The sequence below is a fragment of the Bradyrhizobium sp. RDI18 genome (assembly GCF_043203335.1).
GTDB lineage: Bacteria > Pseudomonadota > Alphaproteobacteria > Rhizobiales > Xanthobacteraceae > Bradyrhizobium > Bradyrhizobium retamae.
Genome location: NZ_JBICRN010000008.1, coordinates 4,693,834 through 4,708,072, shown reverse-complemented (window position 1 = coordinate 4,708,072; position 14,239 = coordinate 4,693,834). Strand labels below are relative to the sequence as shown.

Below are 14,239 nucleotides of genomic sequence, written 5' to 3'. Positions count from 1 at the left end.
GCGAATGGAGAGATGGTGGGCACGGCGCGAAGCGCGCCTTTGCCCACCCTTGTATTAGCGCGCCATGTTACACTTGTGTTGTTCCGTGAGGAATGGCCCAGCCTGGGTGGCCACCCGGACTGGGCCGCCGATTGATCGGATCAATGCCCACCGAAGCCTAGAGGGCTGTCTTACGTAGCAAGATCGCAGTCGGCACTTCATCGGGACCCGGATGGTTGAAGGAACTTTAGGTTCGCATCACAAGGGAGGGTCGACGAAGATGGCCAAGCGTACCACAATCTGCGCCGGGATCGATACCGGCAAACGCAAGCTGGACGTAGCGATCGATGGCAGCTCCTTGCAGCTGCAAGTCGAGAACACGGCTGAAGGCCACAAGGTGCTGTTGGAGTGGTTGCGGCGCCACAAGGTCAAGCGCATTGGGATCGAGGCGAGTGGCGGCTATGAACTCCCAGTCGTCATCGAGTTGCGGCGCAAGCGGTTCGTTGTGGTGGTGTTTCAACCGGCCCAAGTGCGGGCCTATGCCAAGTTCCACTTGCAGCGCGCCAAGAACGATAAGATCGATGCCGCGCTGATTGCCGCCTGCACTGCTGCGGTCAAGAAGATCCACGCCGCCCCCGATCCCCGGTTGCAGCCGTTTGCCGAACATCTGACGCTGATCGAACAGATCGGAGAGGATATTACGCTGTACAAAAACCGGCTCGAGACCTGCCGCGATCCGCGCATCCAGAAGGTCTGGAAGGAAGAGATTGCCCGCTTAACCAAGCGCGAGAGGGTCGAACGCAAGGCCTTGGTGGCCGCGATCCGCGAGCATCGCGACCTCGCCCAGCGGCTCGATCTGATCCACAGCGTTGGCGGTGCCGGGCTGCCGACCGCGGTCGCGATCCTGGTGCGCATGCCGGAGATCGGCCAGCTCAGCCGCGAGCAAGCTGCCGCGCTCGCCGGGCTTGCGCCCTATGATGATGACAGCGGCGAGCAAATCGGCGCTCGTCACATCGACGGCGGGCGCAAAAGGCTGCGCCGGGCGCTCTATACGGCTGCGCTGCCGGCATCCTTGCGCTGGAATCCGCAGCTTATCGCCCTGTACAGCCGGCTGAGGGCCGCTGGAAAAGAACACAAGCGAGCGCTCATCGCTTGCGCCAGGAAGCTGCTCATCTTCATCAACACGGTCGTCGCCCGTGGCACGCCGTGGCAAGCCAAGCCACCCTCGGCGGCAACGATTGGCGCCTCGCCAGCAAGCTAATCGAGGTTTCTTGGTTCGACCGCAGGACCGTTTCTTCGTCCCGACCTGCCATCCCACCGACGGCGCGCGCAGCCGTCGTCAAGGATGGCCGTCGCTCCAATTTCTCACCACCCACAGCCGCTGCCAGGCCACGCCTTGACGACGGCGAGCCCGCCGTCATCCTGCAACCACGGTAGGACAATCAATCGCACACAATCAATCCGTTTAATGGTTGCTACGGACTGCAATCTACACCTTCACCATCCGCTTCCCGCGGTTCTCACCGGCGAGCAAGCCGATCAGCGCTTTCGGCGTGTTCTCGATCCCGTCGATCACGTCTTCCTGCACCTTCAATTTGCCTGAGGCGACCCAGGACTGCAGGTCGGCGAGTGCCGCGGCGCTCTGGTCCATGTAGTCCATCACGATGAAGCCCTGCATGATGAGGCGCTTCACCACGATCAGGCCGGGCACGCCGCGCGGGCCATGGGCCGACGGCACGCCGTCATATTGCGAAATCGCGCCGCAGCAGGCGATGCGGCCGCGGTTGTTCATCAGCGAGAGGCAGGCTTCGAGAATCTCGCCGCCGACATTGTCGAAATAGACGTCGATGCCCTTCGGCGCGGCTGATCGCAGCGCCTTGAAGGTAGCCCCGTCCTTGTAATCGACCGCGGCGTCAAAGCCGAGTTCGGACGTGAGCCACTGGCACTTGTCCTTGCCGCCGGCAATGCCGATGACGTTGCAGCCCTTGATCTTGGCGATTTGCCCGACGATCGATCCGACGGAGCCGGCGGCAGCCGACACGACGACGGTCTCGCCCTGCTTCGGCTTGCCGACATGCAGGAGACCAAAATAGGCGGTGAGGCCGGCGATGCCGTAGACGCTGAGCAGGTGCGTCATCGGCTCCATCTTCGGCATCTTGTTCAGATGCTTTGCTGGCACGGCGGCATAATCCTGCCAGCCGGTATCGCCGAATACGATATCGCCCGGTGCGAGGCTTGAAGCCTTCGAGGCGATGACCTCCGCGATGCTGCCACCAGCCATCACCGTGTTGGCCTCGACGGCGGCGCGATAGGTGGCACCGTGCATCCACGCGCGGTTGGCGGCATCAAGCGAAATATAGCGCGTCCGCACCAGCGCCTCGCCATCTTTCGGCTCGGGCATCGTGCCCTGGACCATCTTGAAATGCTCCGGCCCGAGCTTGCCGGTCGGCTTTTCGACCAGCAGGATCTGACGATTGACGGTGTCGCTCATGGTGCTCTCTCCCCTCGGTGTCGCATTCTGGCGCTTTCCAGTGCACTGTCCGCGGAATAGCCGCTCGACTGTACGGATTGTGCGCCACGTTCAGAAAAACTCCAAATCCTCCGCGCGGCCGCCCTTTGCGACGGTCGCGTATTCGATCGCCAGGAATAATCCACCCGCCACATACACTCTGCGCTTTTGTTCCAGAGCCATCTCCTGCGAGAGCCTCACGGCATCCGCGATTGTCGCCGCGACATGAATGGTTGCGTTGGAATTGCCAAGTCGCGCGGCGGCAGCGATGTCTTGCGGATCCGCGCCCTTGTGGTGCGCCGCCGTGCAGATGATCGTATCGAACGACGGCGCCAGCGCGCCGACGATCTCGCCGGCCTTCTTGTCGCGCGAGGCGCCAGTGACGAGAATCCAATCGTCGCGGCCATGAATAGCCGTGAGGCTCGCGAGCGATTGCCGGATGCCGTCCGGCGTGTGGCCGACGTCGATCACCGTGAGTGGGTCTTGCCGGATGACCTCCAGGCGGCCGGGCCAGCGGACATTGCGCAGGCCTGAACGGATGGCCGCTTCGATCCGCTCGGGAGTCTTGCGCGGCTGCTCGCGTTGCAGCCAGAGCAGGAACAAGGTGACCGCGATGGCCGCGTTGTTGAACTGAAACGCGCCGGGCAGGCCCAGCTCGATGCGGCGAAAATCATGATAGCCGAACTGGAAATCGAAATGCTGCCCCGACGCGGATTGGGCTTCGTTGTCGACACTGATCTCGTCACGGACGAACAGTGGGGTGCAGCCGCGCCAGCGATGATACTCGACGAGATGTCGCCGCAGGTCGCGGCAGTTTTCGCCATAGATAATCGTGCCGCCGGCGGCGCAGGCGTCGCTCTTGTCGGAGGCGATCAGTTCAAGCGAGTTGCCGAGCAGATCGACATGCTCGAAATCGACCGAGGTGACGCAAGTCGCGCGCGCCGATCAGGCGGACCGGATCATAGCGTCCGCCGATGCCGGCCTCGAACACCGCGAAATCGCATTCGCTCTTCTGGAAGTGCAAGCAGGCGAGCGCGAACAGCGCTTCGAAAGCGCCGAATTGTTCACCGCGACGGCTCGAGACGTCGGCGACCACCACCTCTACTTTACGCTTCAGAAGGGCGAGCGCGTCATCGTCGATTTCGACGTTGTCGACCTGTATCCGTTCGTTGAAACGAAACAGATGCGGGGAAGTGAAGAGACCCGTGCGCAAACCGTAAGCGCGGCCGATTCGAGCGCACATCGCCGCCGTGCTGCCCTTGCCATTCGAGCCGGTCACCACCACCGAGATGCGCCGCAGCCGTGCGCGATCGACGGCCAGCATGTCCAACAGCTCGGCCATGCGCGCGAGGCAGACGCCGTCACCATATTTCGGCAGGTCGAACACTAGAGCAGTCCCATGGTCGAGAAGGTGTGATGCCAGATCTTCAGGATTAGGTCGCCGCGGCCGGAATTCTCCAGCAGCCGGATCGCCGGGTTGGAGTTGACCTCGATGACTTGCATGGAATCCGGTTGGTCACCGATATCCACGAACATGTCGATGGCCGCTACGCGAAGTCCGATCGCGCGCGCAGCCTGCCGCGCCAGCACGATGGCCTCCTCGGACGGTGCATCCGCCAGCACCATCGTGCCGCCAGCACTGAGATTCATCCGCCCGGGGATCTCGCGCCGTTCGCCATTTGCCGGCACAGTGTCGAGTGACGGGTCGTGATCGGACAGCGAAGCCGGCGAAAGGCCGCGGGCCCGCAAAGCTTCATTATGGGCCGTCAGCAGTTCGCGGAACGTGCGCACGCCATCGCCCGAGATGAACGGCGGGCGTTTTCGCGCGCAGTAGAGCGCGTCATCGTCGAGCAGGAAAACGCGATACTCGGTGCCATCGACGATCGGCTGGATCAGAACGGCGTCATAATGCTTCATCACCGCATCGAGATAGCGAACGAGCGCCGCTTCGCCGTGAACAGCTTGCGCGAAATCGCCGCGCGCTCCAGTGAGCGGCTTGACGAAGGCCGATCCACCCAATGCCTTGAAGCAGGCAATCGCGTCACTGCGTTCATGGCCCGCCGGGCGATGCGCGCGGTGGCGGTCGTGCAGGAAGAAATACTCGCCGCCGAGCGCGGGCACACCGGCGTCTCGCAGAATCCTGCTGGCAAAGAACTTGTCCGACGCCAGCGTCGAAGCCGTCGCATTGTTCTGCGGATACCAGGAGCATCGGCCGGCGCCGAAATGAAGCAGCCTGTCGCGCGAGGCGATGCTGAAGATCAATCCCGAGCCGCCGTCGAGGTCGCGAAACTCCAGCCCGAATTCGGCAGCCGCAAACTCTGCATAGACCGCCTGGTCCGGATAGAAGCCCGGTTTTCCCTTTCGAAACTCAGATGGGCTTCGCATGCGATCTCTTTTGAAACGTTCTTAATTCGACGTAGTCTTTTATTGCCAGATAGGCGCCGAATTCAGCAAGTTAATTGCGTGAGAAAGCGTTAACGAAGGCGATCGAACCTTTTTGCAAATTAGACCGACAGCCATTCCGAGTTCTCAATTGTGCTGCAGGTCATATTGACTATGTGTCTGCTGTGCGCAAATGAAGCGCCAAATCGCCGACGATTTCGCTGATTTTTGGCACTTTGAGGCCCGAAGACCGAAACGTTCTACATCGAGACGTCAGGAAAAACGAAAACACATGAGCGCGTTCTATAGAGAGAAAGTCCTTTCTGTCCGCCACTGGACCGATACGCTTTTCAGCTTCCGGGCCACCCGCGATTCCGGTTTCCGCTTCCAGAACGGCCAGTTCGCAATGATCGGCCTCGAGGTCGAGGGCCGGCCGCTGCTGCGGGCCTACAGCATGGCGAGCGCCAATCACGAGGAAGAGCTCGAGTTCTTCTCCATCAAGGTCGCGGACGGCCCGCTGACGTCAAAGCTGCAGAAGATCCGCGAGGGCGACGAGATTCTGGTTGGCCGCAAGGCGACCGGCACGCTGATCACTGACAATCTGATTCCGGGCAAGCGCTTGCTGCTGCTGTCGACCGGCACGGGCCTTGCGCCGTTCGCCAGCCTGATCAAGGACCCCGATGTCTATGAGCGGTTCGAGACCATCGTGCTCGTTCACGGCTGCCGTCAGGTCTCCGAACTTGCTTATGGTGAAGACCTGGTCGCCAAGCTGCGCGACGACGAGCTGTTCGGGCCGCTGCTGTCGGAGAAGCTCTTGTACTATCCGACCGTGACCCGCGAGCCGTTCCGCAATCGCGGCCGCATCACCGACCTGATCTCATCCGAGCAGTTGTTCAACGACATCCACCAGCCGCCGCTCAATATCGAGACCGATCGCATCATGATGTGCGGCAGCCCGGCCATGCTGGAAGAACTGAAGCAGATGTTCGAATCCGGCGGCTTCCTCGAAGGCAGCCACAACACGCCCGGCCATTTCGTGATCGAAAAAGCGTTCGTCGAGCGCTGAGACGATCGAAGCTCTATCCTTTGTCGTCCCGGCCCTTATGCGCAATTGCGCATCAGGAGCCGGGAACCATAGCCACAAATGCTTGTTGTTGAAAAACGCCGGGGCCGCTTCCCGGCGCGACAACTTGCATTTGTGGTTATGGGTCCCTGCGTTCGCAGGGACGACGTGGTGATAGATCGTTGTTCGCGGCCCAGTAGCCCACCCCGTTCCCCCGCTGCTATAAACCCTCCCAAACGTCGCGCGGCCCGTTGCCGACGCGCGATGAGGGAGTATTTGCGTGCCGGTATGCGACGAGATTGGTCCGGGAAAGACCGCCTTCGTATTCGCGGGCGGCGGCAGCTTTGGCGCCATCCAGGTCGGCATGCTGCAATCGCTTGCTGCGCACGGCCTCACCGCCGACATGGTGGTCGGCTGCAGCGTTGGCGCGCTGAACGGCGCGTTCTATGCCGGCGATCCCACGCCTGATGGCGTGCAGCGGCTGGCGACGATCTGGCGCGGGCTGCAGCGGCACGATGTTTTTCCGATGAGCTGGCGGACGGTGTTGAGCTTCCTGTGGCGCCGCGATTTCCTGATTCCCCATGACGGGATCCGCAAGCTGATCGACGATCACATTCCCTATCGCAATCTCGAAGAAGCGAAGCTTCCCGTGCACATCGTCGCGACCGATATCATCTCGGGCGACAGCATCGTGCTGTCGGAAGGTTCCACCGCGGAAGCGATCGTCGCGTCCACCGCGATCCCTGGTGCCTTCTCGCCGATCCGCTACAGAGACTACTACCTCGCCGACGGCGCGATCTCCTCCAACACGCCGGTGCAGGTCGCGGTGAAGAAGGGGGCCAAGCGCCTGATCGTTCTGCCGACCGGGCACGCCTGCGCGAACCAGGCGCCGCCGGTCGGGGCGGTTGCCAACGCGCTGCATGCGCTGACGCTCCTGATCGCGCGGCAACTGGTCAGCGAGCTCGAAACGCTTGGGTCCGATATCGAGTATTTCGTGGTGCCGCCGCTATGCCCGCTGGTGGGCTCACCGTACGATTTCTCGCGAACCGCCGACCATATCGACCGTGCCATTCTCTCCACTGACGCATGGCTGGCCCAGCATGGACTGCAGCAGGGCAAGATTCCACACGAGATGCGGTTGCACAGCCACTGAGTGGCGGGGCGCCGGACCGCTACGCTGCACTGCAAAAGGCGACGGGTTTATTTCGGCCTGGTGAAGCCGCCAACTATTTTTCTAGGCCGCCGTCACTTCCGTGAATGACGCTGCGTATATCGTGTAGCGTCCGTTCCGGCGATTGGACTAAGCTGCCGTCCGGCAAGGATAATTTGGGTGAGGGGGTTCCATGGATACGCTGCTGCTTCCGTTCTCGCCACGCTACATTATTCTAACGGTCTGTGCCGTCGTGACGGCGTTGCTGATCGGCATCGGGATCTTCGACAATAATCTAAAAGTCTGGGAATTTCTGCTGGTGCCGATCGCGATCTTCGGCGCGCTCACGCTGCTGGGCGTTCGCGATCTGCTGCAGAAGAATCATGCCGTTCTGCGCAACTATCCTATCTCGGCGCATATTCGTTTCCTGCTCGAAGAGATCAGGCCGGAGATCCGGCAATACTTCTTCGAGAGCGAGAAGGACGGCATGCCGTTCTCCCGCGATACCCGCGCTCTGGTCTATCAGCGCGCCAAGATGGTGCTCGACAAGCGGCCGTTCGGCACCCAGCAGGACGTCTATCGCGATGGTTATGAATGGATGCACCATTCGATGGCGCCGAAGTCTCGTGCCGTCGAGCAATTTCGCGTCACCATCGGTGGTCCGGATTGCACCAAACCGTACTCGGCCTCGGTCTTCAACATCTCGGCGATGAGTTTTGGCGCGCTCAGCCCCAACGCGGTGCGGGCGCTAAATGCCGGTGCGAGGAAGGGCAGCTTTGCGCATGACACCGGCGAGGGCGGCGTCAGTCCTTACCACCGCGAACACGGCGGTGACATCATCTGGGAAATCGGCTCGGGCTATTTCGGCTGCCGCAACCGCGACGGCTCGTTCAACCCGGAGGAATTTGCCCGCATCGCCAGCGACGATCAGATCAAGATGGTCGAACTCAAGGTCAGCCAGGGCGCCAAGCCGGGACATGGCGGGGTGCTTCCGGCAGCCAAGGTCTCTGAAGAGATCTCCAAAATTCGCGGTGTCCCCATGGGCGAGGATTGCATTTCTCCGGCCACGCACCGCGCGTTCTCGACGCCGCTGGAAATGATGGTCTTTATCGGCGAGATGCGGCGACTGTCCGGCGGCAAGCCCGCCGGATTCAAGTTGTGCGTCGGTCATCCCTGGGAATTCCTGGCGATCTGCAAGGCGATGGTTCAGACCGGGATATATCCTGATTTCATTGTGGTCGACGGCAATGAAGGTGGCACCGGTGCTGCGCCGCTGGAATTCATGGACCATCTGGGGATGCCGATGCGCGAAGGCGTCAATTTCGTCCATAATGCACTGATCGGCATCCATGCGCGCGACCGGATCAAGATCGGCGCCGCCGGCAAGATCGCAACCGCATTCGACATGGCGCGAGCGATGGCGATCGGCGCCGACTGGTGCAACTCGGCGCGCGGGTTCATGTTCGCGCTCGGCTGCATCCAGTCGCTGAGCTGCCATACCGATCGATGCCCGACTGGCGTGAGCACCCAGGATCCGCTCCGCGCCCGCGCGCTGGTGGTGCCGGACAAGACCGCACGGGTCTACAATTATCACCACGCTACCCTGCACGCCCTGTCCGAACTTATCGCCGCGGCCGGCCTCGACCATCCGCGGCAATTGCGGCCGATCCACTTCTCGCAGCGATCCTCCACGAATGACACGTTGTCATTCGCGCAACTCTATCCGTCGCTGCGTCCGGGCGAGTTGATCGAAGGCACCCAGGATCCGCGCTTCCGCGATGCATGGGCGATGGCGCGTGCAGATTCGTTCCAGCCGGCGGGATAAAATCCCAACGGTTTCCCCGCTGCCGCCTGCCGCTTCAAAGGCGAATGTCGAATTTGGAGAGCATCCAGGCGGTGAGGAAGTAAAGAGCAATCGTCACCGCGCAGCCTGCGGCGAGGCTGGGCCAGAAGCCCACGCCCGCCCTGAGCAGCGCCGGCAATATCAGGAACAGCGGTAGCGACGGCAGCACGTACCAGAACGTCGATTCCGCCACACCGGCAATCCGCTCCGCATCGCCGGTATCGTGCCAGAGCCAAAGGAAGCTCAGCAGGGAAAGCAGCGGCAGCGATACGATGAGCGCAGCGAATGCCGGGCTGCGCTTGGCGATTTCCGACACCGCCGCGATGATAATGCCGGACAGGGCGCATTTGATCACGAAGTAGAGCATGGGGTGCCTCGAGGGCACTAGAACTCGCCGTGCAGCCTACCGGAGAACACATGGACCGGGCCGCGATCGGCATTGTAGGCGGGATTGGTGATGAACTGGTAGTCGGCGGTGAGCGTGAAGTTCTTGTCGATGGCGTAGGCGTAGTAGGTCTCGAGGATTCGTTCGTTGCTGTAGTTGAGACGGCCGTCGCCGATCAGCAGGCCGAGACCGCCGGCCGCCAGGAAATCGCGGTGCGCGCTGGAGAGACCATTGATTGCGCCGCCCAAACCGAATGTATCGCTCGGGCGTCCCCAATAGCTGCCCTTGACTGACAGGCCTGCCGAGACGCTGCGGTCGATGTCGGTAAAGGACAGGATTTCGTTGCGGCCGTCGTTCCAGCTCGCGCGGGCGAACAAGCCGACATCATTCATGATCTGTTGTTCGGCGTTGACGTAGAAACCGTATTTCAGGTTTTCGCGCCGGATGCTGGGCATGATGTCGTTGATGTCGAGCGTCGGATCTGCGGCGCTGATCGCCAGCGCATTGCGGTAGTTGCCGGTATTGCCGCGATTGGCGAAGATGCCGAGCCGCAATTTGCCGGACTGATCGAACACAGTGTTACGTTCTTCGAATTCGACAACAGCTCCGCCGGTCTTGAAGGTGAGGACATCGCTGTTGGGAGCAGAGGGCACCTGAAACACGCCCGCGCGGACTGCCCAGTCCTTGCGATTGAGTTCGACCACCGCGCCGCGGGTAAATCCGGGGAGATCGGCCGGAAAGTCATAGGCCGCGGACGCCCACATTGCCCAGTTCATGAAATCCACACGCGGGTCTTTTGCGTAGGAATTGCCGTCAAAAAATCTCCGACGGCAAATCGCCCGACCGTCACCGTGATCCGGTCGATGTCGCGCTTGCCCGGCAACTGATTGGCCGCATCGGCCACTTCCTCCTGTTCGCCGCCCAGCCCGAACGTCTGCCGGAAGAAATAGCGCTGTGCGCGGAATCTCGGATATTCGGCGCCGCCTTTTTGCGCTTCGCCGTTTGAAAAACCTGCCAAGCCTAACGTGCCGCCGATTCCGAAGCCCTGCGCAAGCTCCGGACCAAAATAGAACTCTCCGCCGTCCCACAACCGCCAGCCGAGAAAGGCTCCGACCGTCCAGGTCTCTCTGACGCGTCCGGCGCCCGGCAGGCTGTTCGTACCTTGATACGGCGAGCGGAAGCTTGGATAGCCCTGCGGAAGGAATGTCGTCTGGGCGTGGACGTTCCAGTCCTTGGACGCGGGAGGGGTGGGTGGCCTGATGGTGTAGTCGCTTGATGTCGCGGAGCCCGGCCCGTCCCAGATCTTGTAGCTCAATCCGAGCTTGACCGTATGGACCTTCGGATCGACCCGGACGTCCGGCAGCGGCACGTCCGCAAGCCCATAGGCTCGGCCTCCCAGATCGATGTAGTCGTATTCGAGTTTTGCGCTCCATCTGGCGTCGGCGGCATACTCGACGCCAGCGCCTGCGGTCCAGCCGAGATGTGTATGCCCGCGCGTAGATGGCACGTTTCCGTCGACATCATTGATGTCGACATGGGCCCTAGCCCAGGCGACGCCGCCGGTCACATAGGGCAACAGCGTTCCGAAGGCGTAACCGACGCGGCCCCGGGCCGTGGCAATATAGTCGAAGGTCGTGCTGAAGGGAGCCGGCGCAAGCCTCGGACGATCAAGCGTGCTCAGGAATGAAACATCGGCTTCGCTCCCCAGCATCAGGTTGTTCGGGAGCTGAAAATTGTAACCGGCCTGATAGCCGCCGATCAGGCCGGTGATGCTGTGGGGAAAAAACACGCCTTGCAGCGGCAGGGGATTGGTATCAGGGCCAAAGCTGCCGCTACCATAACCGACATGGCCGCCGAGATAGAAGCCGCTCCAGTTGTAGACGGCTCTCAGCGCCGGTGCCTTCAACGGCATATCTGCAGCGGTGGCAACGCCGTCGAATGCGAGCAGGCTCAGGCCTACGCCTGCCAGCAGATACTCTCGGGACCGGCTGCGACGGCTCATGATTTCTGTACTTCCAGCGCGAACATTCCGGCGACTTCTCTCATCATCACTGCAGATTTGCCGGCGCGCTGCCACCAAAGAAATCGGTTAGAAATATCGGCCCGCCCGTTCTTGTGGATTGGTCGGCTGTTCCAGCCCCAGATCGGGACCAGGGGCATCCGTCGGACAGCCCTTATTGCGAGCAATTCGCAACTACAACAAGGATTGAACCACCTCGTCTGAATGACATCGTCGCGTGACATCCGCGCAACGCAGCCGCAGGAGCGGACGTTTCGAACGAAAACTTGGCTCGGGCGATCCGGGACGGATGCCGGTTCGCGCGAGGAGGATGCGTGAAGATGGCTGCTCTTCAGGTTGTCGGTCTGCAGCAAAAAGGTGACCCGCCCGGAGGGGACAACCGGGCGGGTCGGGTGCGGCACGGGGTGGATGAGGCGCCCGTGCCGGACGCTGATCCACGAGAAGCTTTTTCAGGGTCTGAAGTGGTTCGTTGAAGAAATCGCTTCTCAAACAGCAACCAAGTCAGCCGCAGAAATCAGTAAGCGCAGGTCCGGACGCGGCCGATGTAATTGCCGAAAGCGTCGAACTGGCGAACCCAGCCGCAGCGGCGATAGCCGTCATAGTAGTAGTGGGGACCCGAAGCTGCGATGGCAGTGCCGACGATGGCTGCGCCAACGAGGCCGGCTCCGACACCCCAATGCAGCGGCTTGGCCTGAGCCTGTGTGGAAGCCATGCCGCCGGCAACGGCAAGGGTAGCGAGCGCGAGAGCGGCGAACTTGGTCTTGATCGACATGGAAGTCTCCATCCTTAAGTTAAGCGGCCATTGTGGTCCGCATGCCCAGTTGGACGGAGCACGTTGAAAAGCGGTTCGAGGCGGCGGCCGGAAATATGGTTTCGTCGTTTATTTCTTCGATATTTCAGATGGTTAGGAGAATAGATCGCGATTTTATGCTTTACGAAGAAACAATTCCGGATCGAATTTGTCGACGTCATCGAGCAGTTCGCAGAACGCCCGAGCGCCGTGATCGAGCAGTTGTTCGCCCTTCTCCGCAGTGGCTTTGGTGGCGTCGCCCACCGCGCCGCTTTCGTTAAGGTCCTGCGCCTGCCACGCGAAAGGGACTGGCCGATGCGCCGAGAGCCAACGAAATTCTTTCTCCATCGCGATGCTGGCAGGCCGAAAATCGGCGATCGCCTCGCTCCGCACCGTGTGCGGATAGCGCGCCAGCATGATGGAGGTCTCGACCGCGCCGCCATGAATGCCGTGACGCAGCTCTTCCGCGGAAAACAATCCATCCGGCGCGCCGAAGCGCGACCAGCTCGTGGTCACCACGAGCAGCCCGTGATGTGCGCGCAGATCCTGCGCGACCAGCGACATCGCCGCGCTGTTGCCGCCATGGCTCGTCACGATCACGAGCTTGCGGATTCCGCATCGCGCGACGCGCTCGCCGATCGCCATCCACTCCTTCAATGCGGCCTCGGTCGGCAGCGTCAGCGTGCCCGGAAAATCGATGTGCTCGGTGGAGATGCCGACCGGCTGCAGCGGCAGAAAGGTGACGGGCAGCGCGACGGGCAACAGCTCGCGCACCCGCGCCAGATAGGCCTCGCCGATCAGGACGTCGGTTTCCAGCGGCAGATGCGGGCCGTGCTGTTCGGTGGCTGCCAATGGCAGCACCGCGATCCAGCGCGCGGCGTCGGCCTTAGCGCCATTCTTGGCAATGTCGGACCAGCGGATGTCGGTCCAGTCGCGGGGCGGAACGGTTGAGGCCATCGAGCGAAGCGTTTCTTTGGATGAATTTGCAGAGTAGTTTGTTAGATAGTCCGGGAATGGTCCGATCCCTGGACAAATCCTCTTGGGGACGTTGTCCTTAGCCTCTCATCATGGGCCAGAATGATCGACGGAGTCCAACCATGAACCCGGCCTTTTTGCTGCGAGCGTTAACCACCGGTCTTCTGGCGCTGACCGCAGGACAGATGCCTGTGCGCGCCGAAACCCTCGACAAGGTGTCGTTCGGAACCAACTGGGTCGCGGAGGCCGAGCATGGCGGCTTCTTCCAGGCGGTCGCCGACGGCACCTACAAGAAATACGGCCTCGACGTCACAATCGTTCCCGGCGGGCCCAACACCAACAACCGCATCCTGCTGACCGCCGGCAAGCTCGATTTCTTCATGAGCGCGAACACGCTGCAATCGTTCGACGCCGTTGCCAATAACGTGCCGCTGATTGCGGTCGCCGCGATCTTCCAGAAGGATCCGCAGGTATTCCTCACCCATCCGGAAACCAAAATTGCAAAACTCGAAGATCTCAAGCCGCTGACACTGCTGGTGTCCAAGGAAGGCGTCGCGAGCTACTTCCAGTGGCTGAAGTCCGAATATGGGTTCAGCGAGAGCAAGGTAAAGCCCTACACCTTCAATCCGCAGCCTTTCATCGTGAACAAGCAAAGCGCGATGCAGGGCTACGTTACCTCCGAGCCCTACGCCGTCGAGAAGGCGGCCGGCTTCAAGCCTGGCGTGATCCTGCTCGCCGATCACGGCTTCAACGCCTATTCGACGCTGATCGAGACGCGCCGCGAGATCGTCGACAAGAAGCCGGACCTGGTGCAGCGCTTTGTCGATGCCTCCTTCATCGGCTGGTACAACTATCTCTACGGCGACAATTCCGCCGGCAACGCGATGATCAAGAAGATCAACCCCGAAATGACCGACGAGCTGCTCAGCTATTCCGTCGCCAAGATGAAGGAATACGGCATCGTCGATTCCGGCGATACGTTGCGCGACGGCATCGGCGCCATGAACGACGCGCGCGTGGCGAGCTTCTTCGACAAGATGGTGCGTGCCGGCGTGGTTCGCCGCGATATCGACTACCGCCAGGCCTACACGCTGCGCTTCGTCAACAAGGCCGTCGGTCTCGATCTGCGGCCGAAGAACTGAG

12 protein-coding genes and 1 pseudogene are annotated in these 14,239 nt (G+C 61.5%); 5 read left to right on the top strand and 8 right to left on the bottom strand.

What is annotated here, in order from left to right; genetic code table 11:
- Nucleotides 1-259 precede the first annotated feature (259 nt).
- Nucleotides 260-1,240: an IS110 family transposase gene (locus tag ACFXS9_RS31900; RefSeq protein ID WP_392695954.1), complete on the top strand. Its 981-nt coding sequence runs from the start codon at nt 260-262 to the stop codon at nt 1,238-1,240.
- 228 nt (nt 1,241-1,468) lie between these two features.
- On the opposite strand, the gene ACFXS9_RS31895 is transcribed toward ACFXS9_RS31900, so the two are convergent.
- The 4 genes from ACFXS9_RS31895 to ACFXS9_RS31880 form a co-directional block, all read right to left on the bottom strand.
- On the bottom strand, nt 1,469-2,470 hold the full coding sequence (locus ACFXS9_RS31895) for an NADP-dependent oxidoreductase (RefSeq protein WP_392695951.1): 1,002 nt from the start codon (nt 2,468-2,470) through the stop codon (nt 1,469-1,471).
- A gap of 90 nt (nt 2,471-2,560) precedes the next feature.
- Complete coding sequence (locus tag ACFXS9_RS31890) at nt 2,561-3,091, bottom strand: glutamate ligase domain-containing protein (protein ID WP_392695948.1); 531 nt, start codon at nt 3,089-3,091, stop codon at nt 2,561-2,563.
- Between the two features lie 274 nt (nt 3,092-3,365).
- Nucleotides 3,366-3,875: a hypothetical protein gene (locus ACFXS9_RS31885; RefSeq protein WP_392695945.1), complete on the bottom strand. Its 510-nt coding sequence runs from the start codon at nt 3,873-3,875 to the stop codon at nt 3,366-3,368.
- The gene (locus tag ACFXS9_RS31880) at nt 3,875-4,873 is read right to left on the bottom strand and encodes a RimK family alpha-L-glutamate ligase (RefSeq protein ID WP_392695942.1); all 999 of its coding nucleotides are present in this window, start codon (nt 4,871-4,873) and stop codon (nt 3,875-3,877) included. Before ACFXS9_RS31880 ends, ACFXS9_RS31885 begins: the two co-directional genes overlap by 1 nt.
- Nucleotides 4,874-5,162: 289 nt before the next feature.
- Here ACFXS9_RS31880 and ACFXS9_RS31875 point away from each other — a divergent pair, with 289 nt between their 5' ends.
- The 3 genes from ACFXS9_RS31875 (at nt 5,163) to ACFXS9_RS31865 (ending at nt 8,908) form a co-directional block, all read left to right on the top strand.
- A complete protein-coding gene (locus ACFXS9_RS31875) occupies nt 5,163-5,936 on the top strand; it encodes a ferredoxin--NADP reductase (protein WP_392695939.1) in 774 nt (257 codons plus the stop codon).
- 277 nt (nt 5,937-6,213) lie between these two features.
- Nucleotides 6,214-7,086, top strand: a complete 873-nt coding sequence (locus ACFXS9_RS31870) for a patatin-like phospholipase family protein (RefSeq protein ID WP_392695936.1) — start codon at nt 6,214-6,216, stop codon at nt 7,084-7,086.
- Nucleotides 7,087-7,276: 190 nt separating this feature from the next.
- The gene (locus ACFXS9_RS31865) at nt 7,277-8,908 is read left to right on the top strand and encodes an FMN-binding glutamate synthase family protein (RefSeq protein ID WP_392695933.1); all 1,632 of its coding nucleotides are present in this window, start codon (nt 7,277-7,279) and stop codon (nt 8,906-8,908) included.
- A gap of 34 nt (nt 8,909-8,942) precedes the next feature.
- Here the strand turns inward: ACFXS9_RS31865 and ACFXS9_RS31860 are convergent, their stop codons facing one another.
- From ACFXS9_RS31860 to ACFXS9_RS31845, 4 genes and pseudogenes are all read right to left on the bottom strand, one after another.
- On the bottom strand, nt 8,943-9,293 hold the full coding sequence (locus ACFXS9_RS31860; protein WP_392695930.1) for a DUF3147 family protein: 351 nt from the start codon (nt 9,291-9,293) through the stop codon (nt 8,943-8,945).
- 17 nt (nt 9,294-9,310) lie between these two features.
- Nucleotides 9,311-11,313: pseudogene (locus ACFXS9_RS31855) on the bottom strand (carbohydrate porin).
- 532 nt (nt 11,314-11,845) lie between these two features.
- Nucleotides 11,846-12,103, bottom strand: coding sequence for a hypothetical protein (locus ACFXS9_RS31850; protein ID WP_392695927.1), 258 nt, complete (start codon nt 12,101-12,103; stop codon nt 11,846-11,848).
- A 153-nt stretch (nt 12,104-12,256) separates the two neighbouring features.
- Nucleotides 12,257-13,078 (bottom strand): creatininase family protein, encoded by an 822-nt coding sequence (locus ACFXS9_RS31845; protein WP_392695924.1) that lies wholly within the window; start codon nt 13,076-13,078, stop codon nt 12,257-12,259.
- A 140-nt stretch (nt 13,079-13,218) separates the two neighbouring features.
- Between ACFXS9_RS31845 and ACFXS9_RS31840 the strand changes: the two genes are divergently transcribed.
- A complete protein-coding gene (locus ACFXS9_RS31840; protein WP_392695921.1) occupies nt 13,219-14,238 on the top strand; it encodes an ABC transporter substrate-binding protein in 1,020 nt (339 codons plus the stop codon).
- Nucleotide 14,239 lies beyond the last annotated feature (1 nt).

Coding starts and splice junctions, on each gene's coding strand:
- ACFXS9_RS31900 (WP_392695954.1), top strand. CDS start 260: ATGGCCAAGCGTACCACAATCTGCGCCGGGATCGATACCGGCAAACGC.
- ACFXS9_RS31895 (WP_392695951.1), bottom strand. CDS start 2,470: ATGAGCGACACCGTCAATCGTCAGATCCTGCTGGTCGAAAAGCCGACC.
- ACFXS9_RS31880 (WP_392695942.1), bottom strand. CDS start 4,873: ATGCGAAGCCCATCTGAGTTTCGAAAGGGAAAACCGGGCTTCTATCCG.
- ACFXS9_RS31875 (WP_392695939.1), top strand. CDS start 5,163: ATGAGCGCGTTCTATAGAGAGAAAGTCCTTTCTGTCCGCCACTGGACC.
- ACFXS9_RS31865 (WP_392695933.1), top strand. CDS start 7,277: ATGGATACGCTGCTGCTTCCGTTCTCGCCACGCTACATTATTCTAACG.
- ACFXS9_RS31860 (WP_392695930.1), bottom strand. CDS start 9,293: ATGCTCTACTTCGTGATCAAATGCGCCCTGTCCGGCATTATCATCGCG.
- ACFXS9_RS31850 (WP_392695927.1), bottom strand. CDS start 12,103: ATGTCGATCAAGACCAAGTTCGCCGCTCTCGCGCTCGCTACCCTTGCC.
- ACFXS9_RS31845 (WP_392695924.1), bottom strand. CDS start 13,078: ATGGCCTCAACCGTTCCGCCCCGCGACTGGACCGACATCCGCTGGTCC.
- ACFXS9_RS31840 (WP_392695921.1), top strand. CDS start 13,219: ATGAACCCGGCCTTTTTGCTGCGAGCGTTAACCACCGGTCTTCTGGCG.